Here is a 15,224-nt window from a genome sequence, read left to right on the forward strand (position 1 = left end):
TCCCCTTTGTATGTCAGTCAATACATAAATCGCTGATAAAAACGAAGCCTGTCGAACTGTTCAATTGACTCCTGACTGACGTGCCTGCCGATGCGGGCCATCAGACAATTGGCCGGATGAGAACTGATTTCCGGTTCATCCGTTGCGAACCAGACAAGACCCCCGGCATTCATCATCTTTTCCATGATCTTTCTGTATTCCCACACATCTTTTTTCATTCCTTTTAAATCCCAATGCCAGTAATATTCCGTCGTCATGATGATGTACCGTTCCATCTGTTCATCCATCATGCTGACTGTCAGCAAAGTTTTTCCGACAGAACAGCCCCTGTAGCCGGGAGCGACCTCGATCGCCCCGAGTTCAAGGAGGTCTTCCATATTTCCGTCAGACCACCGTTCAAGCGGATCAGGATATAAATACGTCACATAGCCGATAATCGTCTGTCCGTCCCTGGCAATAATGATCCGACCTTCAGGAAGCCCGGCGATCTCGATTAACGCTTTGTGCTGTTCATGAGGAAGGCGAAAGGCTGTCAGGCCTTCATGAAACTCATACTGTGCTAGATCCCCTGGAGGAACGGGCCCTTCTACTAAAAGAGGGCCGGCTGCTGTCTGAATTGATGAAGAATGGTACGTTTTATGATGTTTCACTGATTCACCGCCTGTCGGTTCTTAATAAAAACACATCTCTTTTAAGCATAACAAAATATAAAGCGTTTTCAATAGTGTTGTAATTTATATTTTAAAAATTGAGAAAACTGTGAACATCTACTATAATTAGTCTATAGATAAGCAAAGGGGGATGTTGCATGAATTTGAAAGCGCTGCCGGCGGAAAAGGGGAATTATCATCTGCGAAATTATGAGGAAACGTACCGCAGCTTCGATTGGAAAGAGGTCGAAGCGGCATTTTCCTGGCATCAGACGGGGAAGCTGAATGCGGCGTACGAAGCGATTGACCGTCATGCCGAATCATTTCGAAAAAACAAAGTAGCGCTGTATTACAAGGACGCAAATCGGGATGAAAAATACACATTTAAAGAAATGATGGAGGAATCGAACCGGGCGGGAAATGTACTGAGACGGTATGGAAACGTGGAAAAAGGGGACCGCGTTTTTATTTTCATGCCGCGTTCGCCGGAGCTTTACTTTATCATGCTCGGCGCAATTAAAATCGGTGCGATCGCCGGTCCTTTATTTGAAGCGTTTATGGAAGGCGCCGTCAAAGACCGCCTCTTGAACAGCCAGGCAAAGGTTGTCGTGACGACACCTGAACTGGCCGAACGGATTCCGGCGGACAGCCTGCCCGACCTCGAGCATATTTTCATTGTCGGCGGCAGCAAAGAAGCGGGAGATAAAATCATTCATTATGATAAAGCGGCTGAGGGAGAAAGCACGAGACTTGATATTGAATGGATGGACAGAAGAGACGGCTACCTGCTTCACTACACATCAGGATCTACCGGAACGCCCAAAGGTGTGCTCCACGTTCATGAAGCCATGATTCAGCAATACCAGACCGGCAAGTGGGTGCTTGATCTTAAAGAAGACGATATTTACTGGTGCACTGCGGACCCGGGCTGGGTGACCGGGACGGTGTACGGGATATTTGCGCCGTGGCTGAACGGAGCGGCGAATGTGATCGTCGGCGGCAGGTTCAGTCCGGAAAACTGGTACGGCACGATCGAGAAGCTCGGTGTCAGCGTCTGGTACAGCGCTCCGACGGCTTTCAGAATGCTTATGGGCGCCGGAGATGAAATGGCATCCAAATTTGACCTTACTTCACTTCGTCACGTCCTGAGTGTCGGAGAACCTTTGAACCCCGAGGTCATCAAGTGGGGACATAAAGTATTCGGCAAGCGCATCCACGACACGTGGTGGATGACAGAAACGGGCGGACAGCTCATTTGCAATTATCCTTGCATGGAGATCAAGCCGGGTTCAATGGGGAAACCGATTCCGGGAGTGGAAGCGGCGATCGTTGACAATCAGGGAAATGAGCTTCCGCCGTACCGAATGGGGAATCTCGCCATTAAAAAGGGCTGGCCGTCGATGATGGATTCCATTTGGAACAACAAAGAGAAATATGATTCTTATTTCATGCCGGGCGGCTGGTATGTTTCCGGAGATTCTGCTTATATGGATGAAGACGGTTATTTCTGGTTCCAAGGCAGAGTCGATGATGTCATCATGACATCCGGCGAGCGCGTCGGCCCGTTTGAAGTCGAAAGCAAACTTGTTGAACATCCGGCGATTGCCGAAGCCGGCGTCATCGGAAAGCCGGACCCTGTCCGGGGAGAAATTATTAAAGCGTTTATCGCGCTCAGAGAAGGGCATGAGCCATCCGATCAGCTGAAGGAGGACATTCGCCTCTTTGTAAAACAGGGGCTTGCCGCGCATGCCGCACCGCGGGAAATTGAATTCAAAGATAAACTTCCGAAAACACGGAGCGGAAAAATCATGAGACGTGTGCTGAAGGCGTGGGAGCTGAACCTGCCGGCAGGCGACCTGTCCACAATGGAAGATTAAAGACGGCGTTGACATCGTATCTTATTTATGTTAAAAATGAGTAAGCTTCATACGAAAAGGTTTTGATTGAGACAAGTAGGGTATCTGATTGTTCAAGAGAGCTGATGGCCGGTGAAAATCAGCACATAAGATATGCCGAATACACTCATGAACCGTTTTTGCGAACAAAGCCATTCCAAGGCTTTCAGTAGTGAAAGAACGGACACGGTCCGTTATCAAAAAGAGTGATAAAAGCTTTTTTATGCTTTTATTAGTAGGGTGGTACCGCGATTATATCGTCCCTTCGTTTTAAACGAAGGGGCGTTTTTTATTTTCATAAACAAAGGAGCAGACAAAATGACTAACTTATTAGAGGATTTATCATTCCGCGGCTTAATCCAGCAAATGACGGATGAAGAAGGACTGAATAAACAGCTGAACGAGGAAAAAATCCGTTTATACTCAGGGTTTGACCCGACGGCTGACAGCCTGCACATCGGACACCTTCTGCCGATATTGACACTGCGCCGGTTCCAGCTTGCAGGCCACCATCCGATTGCGCTTGTAGGCGGTGCGACGGGACTGATCGGCGATCCGAGCGGCAAAAAAGCGGAACGTACGTTAAATACTCAGGATATCGTTGTCGAATGGTCGCAAAAAATTAAAAATCAGCTTTCCCGATTTTTAGATTTCGAGGCCGGAGAAAACCCCGCTGTCATAGCGAACAACTTTGACTGGATCGGAAAGCTGAGCATTATTGAATTTCTCCGTGACGTCGGAAAGAACTTCGGAATTAACTACATGCTTGCGAAAGATACTGTAAGCTCAAGAATTGAAACCGGAATTTCTTACACGGAATTCAGCTACATGATCCTGCAATCCTACGATTTTCTGAATCTGTACAGAGAAAAGAACTGCAAACTCCAAATCGGAGGCAGTGACCAGTGGGGCAACATCACGGCCGGTCTTGAACTGATCAGAAAATCAGAAGAAGAAGGGGCGAAAGCTTTCGGTCTTACCATTCCGCTCGTCACAAAAGCTGACGGCACGAAATTCGGCAAAACGGAAGGCGGCGCCATTTGGCTTGATAAAGAAAAAACATCGCCGTACGAATTCTACCAGTTCTGGATCAATACAGATGACCGCGACGTCGTCAAATACTTAAAATACTTTACTTTCTTATCAAAAGAGGAAATTGAAGCTTATGCTGAAAAAACGGAGACGGCTCCTGAGAAAAGAGAAGCGCAGAAACGTCTCGCTGAAGAGGTGACTGTTCTTGTACACGGCCGCGAAGCGCTTGAGCAGGCCGTTCATATCTCTCAGGCGCTGTTCAGCGGCAATATTAAAGAGCTTTCCGCTCAAGACGTCAAGGTAGGATTTAAAGATGTACCTTCGTTTGAAAAAGACCGCTCTGAAGAACTGTCTTTAGTAGACGTGCTTGTGGAATCTAAATTGTCGCCTTCAAAACGGCAGGCCCGCGAAGACATTCAAAACGGAGCTGTTTACATTAACGGCGAGCGCCAGACGGACATCGGGCATCTTCTGACTGCGGAAGACCGCATTGAAGATCAATTTACCGTACTGCGCCGCGGAAAGAAAAAATACTTCCTGATCACGTACTGAAAATAAAAAGCAGTCCGGCCGCTTAATGCGGCAGGCTGCTTTTTTATGTTTTGTGAATACTGCACGGGGAAATGAGTACAGTACATAGTACAAGCAAAACAGGGAAGGGGTGCTGCGCCGTGAATTTCATGTTTACCATCGCAAAAGAAAGATTGCAGCGGGATCATTGGGAACAGCAGCAAAGCATAAACGCCGAAGCCAAAGCCGAGGAATCAGAGACGGAAGAAGAAAATCCGACATCATAAAGGTAAAGCCTCCATTCTGCGGAATGGAGGCTTTTGATTGTCACCATATCAGCCTGACGGCGGCCATCAGCACGACTCCCGTGATGACCGTGATGGATAAGCTTTTTGTCAGCATCGCGCAAAGCAATGTCGGGATGAGAACGATCATTGCTTTCCAATCAAAGGTCAAAGCGCTGTTTGTTTTCACAATCATGCTTTCCGTTACCAGAGCCGTCAAAATACAAAGCGGAATAAAGGAGAGCCATTTTAAAGCCAATTCAGGCATCTGAATGTTCCGGACAAATATAAACGGAACAATGCGCGGCACAAGTGTAACAATCATGCAGCCGAGTATAATCCAGATCATTTGTGTGCTGATGCTCATTTGTCCGTCACCACCCCGATCGTTGCCACAATCACGGTTGAGACGATGACCGCGATGTGTGACGGGACGAAATACGATAACAAGACCATAAAAATGATCATATAGAGAATTAAGGAGAGGTTGTGCTTCAGCTTTTCCGAAGCGGACGATTGCAATTGCAGCACAAGCAGCGCCGCAAACATAGCGGGCAAAGCAAAGTCCAGGCCGAGCGCGTAAGGATCAGATATCCATTGTCCGAGAAGCCCGCCCATCACGCAGGAAATAACCCAGCACATGTAAGCGGTTATATTGAGGCCGTTCATCCATTTATCGTATAACCTGCCGTTCTGAGCCGCTTTGTTCACCGCTACCCCGAAAGATTCATCAGTAAGCAAAGCCCCGAAGCCGATATTTTTCAGCAAAGAGTATTTCGTGAAATACGGCGCGATGGTCAGGCTCAGCAGAAGGTGCCGCAGATTGACGATAAACGTCGTTAAAATAATGGCGGAAATCGGACTCCCGGAAACAAGGAGCGAGCAAATAATAAATTGGGCGGCGCCGGCATAGACAAACAAAGATAACAAACAAATTTCAAGAATGCTTAGATGAGAGGCAACGCCAACGATGCCGAAAGCAAAACCGATGCTCATATAGCCCAGCAGCGTAGGCACACAATCCCGCACCCCCTGTAAAAACGTATCGTTCATTTCCCGGGAAACGGCGGTTTTTTGCACTTCTGTGTTAATCATTTTTCATACTCCTTTCATAGAGATTATAATGATAACGACTAATGAAAAAATCAAAGAAAATACGGTTCACATTTATATGAACCGATTTCCGGTGACGACATGAAATAACGAATGGTTTTGTTTCATCAGGCCTTCAACTTTCTCAGCCCCGACTTCTTTCACAAGCTCCGCGAACATCAGATCGTGCCTCATATATTCCATGGCCACGAGAACGAGAGCGGGATCTTCTGATTTAATGGCCCAGGCATTCGTCTGCGGAGAAAAATTGGCGATTAAGACTTCTTTATTATCGCGGGCAGCTATTGTTAATCTCCCGCCCATCCGTTTCTCCGCCACTTCAGGAGACATATTATGATTTGTCGTATTTCCGAGCTTCACTTCCGGAGGGCCGAACACAATCGAAAAGACGGGCAATTGTTCGGCGGCGCGTTTGTTAGCGGCTTCTTGAATAAAGGGAATCTGCTGTTCCCAGACAGACAGCCACAACTCTTCCTCGGCTTTTTCAATCATATCCTTCATCTCATTGATGACATGATCATTCGTGCTGATGCGGCGGATGACATTCATCTCCTGCTCGCTTTCCAGCGCCAATAACTTTTCCTCAAGGTAGCCGAATGAGCTCTCGAAATCGTGCCGGAGCCGGTCGATTAATTCCTTTCCGGCAAGCGGAGCATATGTAACCGGATCAGACGGCACAATATGGACAGCGCCTTTATCAACTAATTTCCCCAATACCTCATAGATCATTGAGCGGGGGACGCCTGACCTTTTGCTGATTTCATATCCGGTAACAGGCGAGTGTTTCAACAAGCCGATATATGCTTTACATTCATATTGAGAAAATCCAAATTTCTGTAATTCTTTCAGAACATCCTCCATAAACATCCTCCGTAGTGGTTATTCATGAAACTACTATAATGTAAGCGGTTATATCTTGTCAATGGGACTTGAGTGCTGAAAGAAAGGTGCGCCTGTTTTTGTCGCTTTCCAACTTAGTTTATGGTGAGTTACATGTATGGCTTTTGTGAAAAACGTTGCCGTAGACCCACACGAATGCGTTTGATACGATAAATTCAAGAAGTTAAAAAGAGGAGGATCACGGTGGAAAACACCTCTAAAATCGCTTTTTTATCGGTTATAAGCAATTCCCTGGTCGTCATGCTCAAAATAGTGGTGGGGATCATAACCGGATCTGTCGCGATACTTTCTGAAGCCATTCATTCTTTTTTAGATTTGATCGCCGCCTTCATCGCCTTTATCTCCGTCAGGATTTCAAAAAAGCCGGCTGATACAGGGCATCCGTACGGTCATGGAAAAGTCGAGAATCTGTCGGGGACTATCGAGACGATTCTGATTTTTGCGGCAGGGATTTGGATGATATATGAATGCGTTCAAAAACTGGTCAACCCCGCGCCGGTTCATCTGCCTGTATTGGGAATTGTTGTGATGCTTGCGGGGGCTCTCATTAATTTGATCGTTTCGAAGTTCGTAAAAAGAGAAGCCGAAAAGGTTAATTCCGTGGCAATGAAATCAAATGCCCTGCATTTACTGACTGACGTGTACACATCATTAGGCGTAGCGGCAAGCCTTTTGGTTGTTACCTTAACGGAGTGGTACATACTTGATCCCATTATAGGTATGGTGCTGGCGGTGTATATCATATATGAAGCGTTTAAGTTAATGAAAGAAGCATTCCCGCCGCTGATTGATACCCGTTTGTCGGAAGAGGAAGAAAAAACAATTTTAAAGATTATTGAAACATTTCAACAGGAATTTATTGAAATTCACGATTTTCGTACAAGGCGCTCCGGCCCGCAGGAGTATATTGATTTTCACCTGGTCGTAGCCTCTCACGTGACGATTAAAGACGTGCATGACCTGTGTGACCGCATTGAAAGAGATATTACGAATGAATTCAAACAAGCACAGGTAATGATTCACCCCGAGCCGGAGAGCGAGAGGAAGAAATAAATCGATCTTATGTTTGCGTTTGTTCCCGGCAAAATGCCTGCAAAAGGCCCGTTCCCACGGGTCTTTTTGTTGTATAAATGACTATTTCTCGCTCATATGAGAGATAAGCTTATACACGTGAGGGGTTCATTTCATACGTTATGTTGTAAAGAAAAAGGGAGGTGAACAGAATTGAACGCTATTTCTGTTAAAGAAATTGAACATGGAGTTGCCGTTGCGGAAAGAGAAGGTTTAGGGGAGTATTTATACCAAGAACCGGTTTCTAAAAAATGTTCGCGCCGTTCCCGCAGCAGAAAACGGACACACCGTTCTCGCAGCAGAAGACGGACGCATCACCGGACACACCGTTCCCGCAGCAGAAGACGGACGCATCACCGGACACACCGTTCCCGCAGCAGAAGACGGACGCATCACCGGACACACCGTTCCCGCAGCAGAAGACGGACGCATCGCCGGACACACCGTTCCCGCAGCAGACGGTCTCATCAAAAACGTACCCGCAAACGCTGTTTTAAATGCTGACAGCAGACTCTATTACAAGTAACGGAGATCTGCTATAATGGCAAGAGAACTGCATAAAAAATCCAGTATCATCATCTGCGGACACTGAACTGACAACATGGCGCTGTTTGTTCGTGTCCGTTTTTTATGTCAAAAAAGATGCCGGAGGATAAAAAGGAAGGGATGACGCCGAATGAAGCTGAATGAGGATTTTTATAACTCTGAAGGAAAGACAGTCTCTTTGCCAAACATAAGCAGCAAGCTTTTGCATATCACGGACAGCGGGCATATCAGCGTTGACTTTATCAGCATAAGCAGGCTGCGGAAGGCTTCGAAAATCGCGATCTTAGGTGACAGCGTCGCCCGGGGGCTGCGTGCGGAATACGGCTTTGGTGACATTCTGAAAGACCGGACAAACGCTGAAATAACCAATCTGTCTGTCAGCGGCGTTAATATGAGCAACAACGGAAGCGATAACATTTATCAGCAGGCGCTTAAAACAAAGGGACATGATGTCATCATTGTCCAGGGAACAGATGATGATTGGTGCAACCACATTCCCATCGGCACAGATGAAAAGGATATCACCACATTTTACGGAGGCTTCTGTCAAGTGATCCAGCAGCTGCGGAGCGGAAATAAAGGCGCGAGCATCATTGTGGTGACCCCAACGAGACAAGCCAAAATGTCAAAAGGAAAAATCGTCCGCCGTGATACTGATAAAAATAAACTGGGCCTGAAGCTGGCTGACTATGTGAAAGCCCAAAAAGAAGCCTGCACACTCCTCTCTGTACCATATGCCGATCTGTTTGATACTGATCTCATCGACCCGTATAATCCCGCTTTCCGCAGCATGTGCATGTCAGAAGGTCTTCATCCGAACGAGAAAGGGCATCAAATCATATTTCAGGAAATCTGCCGGAATTATTATTACTATTATGGGTAACACAGCGCTAACAGAGTATTTTCGGCTTTGCTTTTCTAAAAGCTCAATTATTCTTTGAGATGCGTGTTTTTGCGCTCTCAAAAGCGAGACGATATTACCGGTAAAACCGATTAAAATGATAAGCAGCAAAATGATCATCCACATAGCGAACCTCCCGTCGAGTGTTGAAAAACCCACTCTTTATTTTACTTATTATGGATGGGGGAGAGAATAGGTCTAACTATTGGTGTTTCTTTATAAATCCATAAAAAAAAGCACAGACTGAACGGGTCTGTGCTTTTTTCTCTTATTTCAGCAGGTTCAATGATTCACGATTAAAGGCTTCCAAATCGTCAGGTGTTCTGCTTGTTACGATGTTATGGCTCACGACGACTTCTTCATCTTTATAATGTGCGCCGGCATTGATTAAGTCTTTGCGGATGCTGCGGAATCCCGTGATATCTTTTCCTTTAAGAAGGTCGGTATCAATCAGCAGCTGCGGGCCGTGGCAGATCGCGAAAACGGGTTTCTGATTTTCCACGAATGCTTTAGTGAATTCACCCGGGCGGTCATCTCCGCGCAGAAGATCCGGTGAAAAGCCTCCGGGAATCAATAACGCATCGAATTCCTTGGCGTCTGCGTCTGAGATCGCTTGATCGATCTTTACTTTCTCACCGTGCTTGCCCGTCACTTCTTTCCCTGCTTCCAAATCTATTGTCACCACACTGTGGCCCGCTTCTTTAAATGCTTCCGCCGGGCTTGTATATTCAATATCCTCAAATTGATCTGTCATCAGAACTGCGATTTTTTTGCTCATACATCATGCCTCCTGTGAATTTGTATATGACAAGAATATCAGGCGGATTCCCGCCTCACAACGTATTTGCTTATGAAAAAAGACCCCTCTGGAAAAGAGGAGCCAAAAGGTACGGAGGTCTGCTGAAACTTACGTGTTTAACCTGAGATAAGGCAAGAAATCGAACCAATTACTTTTTGCGTCTTTTTTTCTGCTTTTTACACCCGCATTTCCCCGGATCGCCCGGATCAATGACTTCGTGAATTGTTTCTTCCTTATAAACGTGGCGGGGAACATAACGGATATGCTCTCTGTTAATGTGTTTGATGGGATGGACGTAAACCACTTCTTTGTCAGTATACTTGTCAGTCACAATATACTTAGGGTCACAGTAATACACTTTCGATTTTTTACCCATTCATCTCACCTCCCGTACTTTATTAAATGCTGACAAGGAGGGTTTTGCATCGGACAAGTACACCATGGCAAGTCCACAATTTTCCAGACGCAATTTCGTTTTTCTGGTTTTTCCTGAATCCGTCTCAAATTGGAATGGCTAACCCTTTTTGAACGGGGAAATCTATAAAAAAGAATTCAAAAACGATTCTTTTCTCAGGTCAATCGAGATGCATACATCTCTAGGGGGATTTTTAGAATGCTCGATGAAAAAACGATTGAAATCATTAAAAGCACAGTGCCGGTCTTAGAAGAGCATGGTGAAGAAATCACAGGCCGATTTTATGACCTGCTTTTTCAGCATCACCCTGAGCTGCTGAATATCTTTAATCAGACGAATCAAAAGAAAAAAACACAGCGTACGGCCTTGTCGAATGCTGTGATTGCGGCCGCAGCCAATATTGACCGGCTGGAAAACATCGTTCCCGTCGTCAAACAAATCAGCCATAAGCACCGGAGTATCGGTGTTAAGCCCGAGCATTACCCAATCGTTGGAAATTACTTGTTAATCGCGATAAAGGATGTTCTAAAAGACGGGGCTGCTCCTGAGGTCATTCAGGCATGGGAAAAAGCATACGGCGTCATTGCAGACGCTTTTATCGGAATTGAGAAGGACATGTATGAACAAGCGGAAACGCAAAAAGGCGGCTGGAAAGACTATAAGGCGTTTAAAATTGATAAAAAGGTAAAAGAAAGCAAGGAGATAACGTCGTTTTATTTAAAACCGGAAGACGGACAAGTTCTCCCCGAGTTCAAAGCGGGACAGTATATCAGTGTAAAAGTATACATTCCGGACACGGGTTATACGCATATCCGCCAGTACAGTTTGTCGGATGTATCCGGTAAGGATTATTACAGGATTTCCGTGAAAAAAGACGGAATTGTTTCTTCATATCTGCATGACCAATTACACGAAAAGGATTCAATTGAGATCAGCGCTCCGGCCGGGGATTTCGTATTAGACCCTGATTCCAAAAAGAATCTGGTTCTCATCAGTGCCGGTATCGGAATTACCCCTATGATCAGTATGTTAAAGACGGTTGCCAAAACCCAGCCGCAGCGAAACGTTCTCTTTATCCATGCGGCAAGGAGCGGAGAGTATCATGCGTTGCGGCATGAAGCTGAAGAAGCCGCGGAACACTCATCCGTTGACACCCTCTTTATTTACAGCGAGCCGTCCGAACAAGACCGTTCAGAAAACATTCGTTTTCGGGAAGGCCGGATTGACAAACAGCTGTTAGAAGAAGTGATGACAGATAAAGATGCTGATTTTTACCTGTGCGGATCACCGTCGTTCATTAAAGAAATGAAAAAGCTGATTTCTGAATTCAATACACCGCCGGAATCCATTCACTATGAATTATTTGAACCGCAGCTGAGTATGGTGTGATTGAACAAGGAAGGACGATGATTTTAATGTATGAAGCACCCGGATTGGGTGCTTTTTTATTTTATATCGGCCCCGTTTTGGGAGTGGGTATTTTCTTCCTTGAAAAAGCAGTTCCTGAAATGCCATTTCATCCTTGGAAATATTGCTTTTATAAGTAAACGGGGTTCTCGGCTCTGCTGATCTCGGAATTTTTGACCGCCATCAAAATCAGCCGCATGAAAACATATGGCCTGCGAGTTGGGTATTTGCGTTATTACGTCAGTCAGCTTTCACGGAGCGTTGAACAGCGGCAGGACATAAGAGAATCGGAACAAATTGAATTGGTCGCGGTTGTCATTGGGTTTCTTCATCGGAAGAATTATTACGAAAAGTAAAGCGAGAGCAAAATTAAAAGCAGCGAAACGGCCGGTCAAAACTGTTTAACTGACGTTCATTAAAGAATACGGTTTGTTCCTGAATTTGGAGCGTAGATTTGACAGTTAGAGATTGCTATAGAGAAACACTGAGGCATAATTATTATTCCCTTATCCTGCTAATTGAGTTTTTTGGTTTAGAGCAAGGACCAGGAATAGGTTGCTAAATTTTTCCATGAAGGAAAATTTAAGGATAAAATAGACGCCTTATTTGTTGGATAAGAACAACGGGTTAAAAAAGGAGACAAGTGCAAGGGATTTGGAGAATAATAATGAAATCTTATTTGATTGGAAATTAATGAAACTATCCGTCATTCAGATCGTAAGATTATGGAGGAGTGTTAATATGAATATAGATGTTGAAATATTTAAGATGGCACAAGAGGTAAAATGCGCTAAGAGTGTCAAAAATGTGTTTTGGACATCGTCTTTCCTAAAATCTAAAGGAGACCGATGGAAAAAGAGGCTTTACTTCTTTCTTGGAGTTGTTAGTATAATAGCTTACTTTTTAATCGGAAGGGAATTTTTGTTTAAGAATTTATATTATTCATTAGAAGATTTTACTGCTAAATTAGATATTTCAAAGTCTAACGCTATTATATTAACTATAAGCCTTTCAATCTTTCCAATTATGGTGATAATTGCGGTTACTTTAAGGAAATATGCTATGTTGGTTGATCGTAAATGGGGAATAAGTGATTTATATTATTCACTTTCTTATAAGGCCTTAAAAAAATATTTACACAGAAAAAATTATAACGATAAAGTTATTGAAAAACGCATTTTACCTTATATAATATCGAAAAACTCCAATCTTGAGTTATATTCCATTGGTTCATTTCTGAAAGTTGTGATCCCGTCTATTGTAGTATCAATACCTGTTAGTATATTTGGGGTATTGTTTACCACAAGTATTAATGAATCAGCCAGTTTAGTAGAATTTAAGGGATTTTTATTAACTCTTGGTTCTATTACAATTATGTTATAGTTTATTGGTGCAACATCATTTAAAGCATTACCCACATTAAGTATTTTTAGTGAAAAAAAAGCATATAAGGAACTGGAACGGATTTTACAAGGATATTTATTAGAGAAAGAAATCAAACTAGGTAGTAGAAAGAAGATAAAGAGAAAAGTTTAAATAAGCCCTAGACGGAAAGCTTTGGACAATGATCATTGTACAGAATTACTGTGCTCTGATTGGTGTCCGTTTTTTGTTTTTCGGAAGCATCGATAAAGAAGTGCTGAATATTGCGTAGGGTTCAATCTGAGGGCTTTTCCCCAAAAGTGGGGGAGTCGGGGAATTGGAAAAGGATGAAACGAGCCGGGAGCGGCATATTTAAGGAGAAATAACAGAAGGAAACATATGCAAGATTTAATCATTGAATATAAAAACGCATTGAAAGATGTTAAAAAGATGTACCGGCAATTATCGGCGGTTGCTGACAGTCTCTTAACCGTTGAACAAAACAGCGATAAAAAGATTATTGGCGGCATGATAAGCGACATTGAATACAATCGAATGGCTGCAGAACGGAAGACAACCCGGCGCCCGCCGTGGTGCTGATCGCAGGGATGCGTATAAAAGAACGATCCTTTCTGATCCGCGTTTAATTGATGCGCTGCCGGAAGAATATGCAATCGTTCAGGGCCCTGATGGAGAGGCAAGCGATTGGAACAGGGAAAGAATAGCGATCTTTCTGTACTGACAGACCCCGAGAAAGATATTTTTATCATGCACGCTGTGCAAAATATGTCTTTTGAAGAAATAGCCGCTTTACTCAATATAAAAAAAGGAACCGTCCAAAAAAATATTGAACGATCCCGCTTAAAAATGAAAAATAGAGCAAAAGACAGCCTTTTTGTTTAGCTTAAACAGGCTGTCTTTTTTATGATGATCTTTTATTAATGCCAAGCCGCTCACGTAATGCAAATTGAAGAAGATGCGAAAAGTTTACACCTTCTTTTTCTGCTGCTTCCGCCAGCCATTTAGGTACAGTAAGTGTCTTTTTCACCGCTTTGTTTTCCATTTCATCACGGACAATATCTGTCCAGGCGCTTACCATAACAACAAAACCGGTTGCCGGCACTTTGATATCTTTTGGAGCGGAGGGGGAAGGGATGTCTTCGCCGTCTTCTTCCATGCCATATAGAAAGCCTTCGAGCGCATCTTTTGCCATGCTCATAGCATCATCCACGTTCTCGCCTTCTGAAATGCAGCCGGGTAAATCGGGAAAGGTAATTGTGTAGCCGTCGCTTCCGTTTTCTCCTGCATCAAAAATCGCCGGAAATAAATACTTTGCCATATATATAAAACCTCCTTACAAGGGGGTTGTTTAAGTATAGAATTTAGTGTGCTGGGTTTGAAGTCTTTTTTGGATGTGGGACTGTTACCGTGCCCGGTTTGGTTGGATGTTTAAAGTGGTGATGACTACCAACAACTCGTTTTAAATACCACCCATCTTTAGTAAGTATCTTTATGATATTTCTTGAAGACTTCATGTTTCCCTCTCTTCATAAATTATAACACGTATTATTTATACGTGTAGATACTTTTTTTGAAAAAAAAGTATTTTTTGTCTTACTTGAGACTAATTTATGAAAAGAACTTTCGTTCGACAAATTTCGTAAATGTATTTCCTTTTAGCCTTTTCTGTCGATATTTACAGCAGGAGGTGAAATGAATTGAAAAAATACTCATATAAAGTTTTCACTTATAATTTTGGTCAGATGTATAGTGACGATAATTCTTTAGAAAACAAACTCGAAAGATTTGGTAAGGAAGGATGGGAACTTGTATCTGCTTTACCTATGGTTAAAGGTCATGGTTCTGAAGGGGATGTATCAGTTTCATCAGGTGATGTGAAATTTATCTTCAAGCAGGAAATTTAATAGAGCTATTTTCCATTAACTAATAAGGTAGATTGGATGTGAATATAATGACAATTGATCCTATGTTAATCAATTGTTTGCAAAGCTATGAAAAAATTGAATTAAGCACTGACCCCGATATTTCGGGATTAGATGAAACGATAATTCATACAATAAAAGGGTACGGTAGTATAGAAACGAAGACCGGATCTATTCTGTTTGTTCATTTGGAAAATCCACAGAGTGGTGAAGAATATACATACAGTTATCCTGACGTTGTAAAAACTGAATGTGTTAGCCGTTCTGACCGTCATGATAAGTGGTATATTTACTCTTTGGATCGCTCCGAATTTAAGCATGGAACAAGAAATAAGACAATGATTTATAGGCTTATATTTAAGAAATGAAGGAAAGCATCCCTATAAGGGTGCTTTT

The 15,224-nt window shown here is 43.6% G+C and carries 19 protein-coding genes, 3 pseudogenes and 1 other annotated feature; of the genes and pseudogenes, 14 read left to right on the top strand and 8 right to left on the bottom strand.

Going from position 1 to position 15,224, the window contains the following annotated elements; genetic code table 11:
- Positions 1-17: 17 nt before the first annotated feature.
- Positions 18-650, bottom strand: coding sequence for a GNAT family N-acetyltransferase (locus BZ167_RS15490; RefSeq protein WP_007408771.1), 633 nt, complete (start codon positions 648-650; stop codon positions 18-20).
- 158 nt (positions 651-808) lie between these two features.
- Here BZ167_RS15490 and acsA point away from each other — a divergent pair, with 158 nt between their 5' ends.
- The 3 genes from acsA to sr7p all read left to right on the top strand — a co-directional run bounded on the left by acsA (position 809) and on the right by sr7p (position 4,374).
- Entirely contained in the window at positions 809-2,527 is a 1,719-nt protein-coding gene (gene acsA, locus BZ167_RS15495) for an acetate--CoA ligase (RefSeq protein ID WP_007408770.1), read from the top strand.
- Positions 2,528-2,580: 53 nt separating this feature from the next.
- Positions 2,581-2,813: a binding site (T-box leader), on the top strand.
- A 50-nt stretch (positions 2,814-2,863) separates the two neighbouring features.
- A complete protein-coding gene (gene tyrS / locus BZ167_RS15505; RefSeq protein ID WP_007613147.1) occupies positions 2,864-4,129 on the top strand; it encodes a tyrosine--tRNA ligase in 1,266 nt (421 codons plus the stop codon).
- A 119-nt stretch (positions 4,130-4,248) separates the two neighbouring features.
- On the top strand, positions 4,249-4,374 hold the full coding sequence (sr7p, locus tag BZ167_RS20635) for a small protein SR7P (protein ID WP_007408768.1): 126 nt from the start codon (positions 4,249-4,251) through the stop codon (positions 4,372-4,374).
- A 40-nt stretch (positions 4,375-4,414) separates the two neighbouring features.
- On the opposite strand, the gene BZ167_RS15510 is transcribed toward sr7p, so the two are convergent.
- From BZ167_RS15510 to BZ167_RS15520, 3 genes are all read right to left on the bottom strand, one after another.
- Entirely contained in the window at positions 4,415-4,738 is a 324-nt protein-coding gene (locus BZ167_RS15510) for an AzlD domain-containing protein (protein ID WP_003152394.1), read from the bottom strand.
- Entirely contained in the window at positions 4,735-5,466 is a 732-nt protein-coding gene (locus BZ167_RS15515) for an AzlC family ABC transporter permease (protein ID WP_033574214.1), read from the bottom strand. The genes BZ167_RS15510 and BZ167_RS15515 overlap by 4 nt, the downstream gene beginning before the upstream one ends.
- A gap of 72 nt (positions 5,467-5,538) precedes the next feature.
- Entirely contained in the window at positions 5,539-6,345 is an 807-nt protein-coding gene (locus tag BZ167_RS15520) for a TrmB family transcriptional regulator (protein WP_007408765.1), read from the bottom strand.
- 222 nt (positions 6,346-6,567) lie between these two features.
- Here BZ167_RS15520 and BZ167_RS15525 point away from each other — a divergent pair, with 222 nt between their 5' ends.
- From BZ167_RS15525 to BZ167_RS15535, 4 genes and pseudogenes are all read left to right on the top strand, one after another.
- The gene (locus BZ167_RS15525; RefSeq protein ID WP_007408764.1) at positions 6,568-7,437 is read left to right on the top strand and encodes a cation diffusion facilitator family transporter; all 870 of its coding nucleotides are present in this window, start codon (positions 6,568-6,570) and stop codon (positions 7,435-7,437) included.
- Positions 7,438-7,608: 171 nt separating this feature from the next.
- Positions 7,609-7,659: pseudogene (locus BZ167_RS20735) on the top strand (hypothetical protein); the annotation flags it as partial.
- A 47-nt stretch (positions 7,660-7,706) separates the two neighbouring features.
- The gene (locus tag BZ167_RS15530; protein WP_033574213.1) at positions 7,707-7,952 is read left to right on the top strand and encodes a hypothetical protein; all 246 of its coding nucleotides are present in this window, start codon (positions 7,707-7,709) and stop codon (positions 7,950-7,952) included.
- A gap of 179 nt (positions 7,953-8,131) precedes the next feature.
- Positions 8,132-8,884: an SGNH/GDSL hydrolase family protein gene (locus tag BZ167_RS15535; RefSeq protein WP_007408762.1), complete on the top strand. Its 753-nt coding sequence runs from the start codon at positions 8,132-8,134 to the stop codon at positions 8,882-8,884.
- A 286-nt stretch (positions 8,885-9,170) separates the two neighbouring features.
- Here the strand turns inward: BZ167_RS15535 and BZ167_RS15545 are convergent, their stop codons facing one another.
- Positions 9,171-9,680 (bottom strand): cysteine protease YraA, encoded by a 510-nt coding sequence (locus BZ167_RS15545; RefSeq protein WP_007408760.1) that lies wholly within the window; start codon positions 9,678-9,680, stop codon positions 9,171-9,173.
- A gap of 169 nt (positions 9,681-9,849) precedes the next feature.
- Positions 9,850-10,077 (bottom strand): hypothetical protein, encoded by a 228-nt coding sequence (locus BZ167_RS15550; RefSeq protein WP_007408759.1) that lies wholly within the window; start codon positions 10,075-10,077, stop codon positions 9,850-9,852.
- A 237-nt stretch (positions 10,078-10,314) separates the two neighbouring features.
- Here BZ167_RS15550 and hmpA point away from each other — a divergent pair, with 237 nt between their 5' ends.
- The 5 genes and pseudogenes from hmpA (at position 10,315) to BZ167_RS15565 (ending at position 13,788) form a co-directional block, all read left to right on the top strand.
- Positions 10,315-11,505, top strand: coding sequence for an NO-inducible flavohemoprotein (gene hmpA, locus BZ167_RS15555; protein ID WP_033574212.1), 1,191 nt, complete (start codon positions 10,315-10,317; stop codon positions 11,503-11,505).
- Entirely contained in the window at positions 11,502-11,663 is a 162-nt protein-coding gene (locus BZ167_RS20170; protein ID WP_156886068.1) for a hypothetical protein, read from the top strand. Before hmpA ends, BZ167_RS20170 begins: the two co-directional genes overlap by 4 nt.
- A gap of 57 nt (positions 11,664-11,720) precedes the next feature.
- Entirely contained in the window at positions 11,721-11,879 is a 159-nt protein-coding gene (locus tag BZ167_RS20740) for a DnaB-like helicase C-terminal domain-containing protein (RefSeq protein WP_223302485.1), read from the top strand.
- A gap of 385 nt (positions 11,880-12,264) precedes the next feature.
- The gene (locus BZ167_RS15560; RefSeq protein WP_148660065.1) at positions 12,265-12,906 is read left to right on the top strand and encodes a hypothetical protein; all 642 of its coding nucleotides are present in this window, start codon (positions 12,265-12,267) and stop codon (positions 12,904-12,906) included.
- A 378-nt stretch (positions 12,907-13,284) separates the two neighbouring features.
- Positions 13,285-13,788, top strand: a pseudogene (locus BZ167_RS15565) (sigma factor-like helix-turn-helix DNA-binding protein).
- 19 nt (positions 13,789-13,807) lie between these two features.
- On the opposite strand, the gene BZ167_RS15570 reads toward BZ167_RS15565, so the two are convergent.
- Together BZ167_RS15570 and BZ167_RS15575 are read right to left on the bottom strand one after the other, a co-directional pair.
- A complete protein-coding gene (locus tag BZ167_RS15570; protein ID WP_061860792.1) occupies positions 13,808-14,224 on the bottom strand; it encodes a type II toxin-antitoxin system HicB family antitoxin in 417 nt (138 codons plus the stop codon).
- Positions 14,225-14,250: 26 nt separating this feature from the next.
- Positions 14,251-14,420 (bottom strand): annotated as a pseudogene (locus tag BZ167_RS15575) (type II toxin-antitoxin system HicA family toxin); the annotation flags it as partial.
- Between the two features lie 183 nt (positions 14,421-14,603).
- Here BZ167_RS15575 and BZ167_RS15580 point away from each other — a divergent pair.
- Entirely contained in the window at positions 14,604-14,810 is a 207-nt protein-coding gene (locus BZ167_RS15580) for a DUF4177 domain-containing protein (protein ID WP_061860791.1), read from the top strand.
- A gap of 47 nt (positions 14,811-14,857) precedes the next feature.
- Positions 14,858-15,196, top strand: a complete 339-nt coding sequence (locus tag BZ167_RS15585) for a hypothetical protein (protein ID WP_061860790.1) — start codon at positions 14,858-14,860, stop codon at positions 15,194-15,196.
- Positions 15,197-15,224: the final 28 nt, after the last annotated feature.

It is taken from the genome of Bacillus sp. 275 (assembly GCF_001999205.1).
Lineage (GTDB): Bacteria > Bacillota > Bacilli > Bacillales > Bacillaceae > Bacillus > Bacillus velezensis.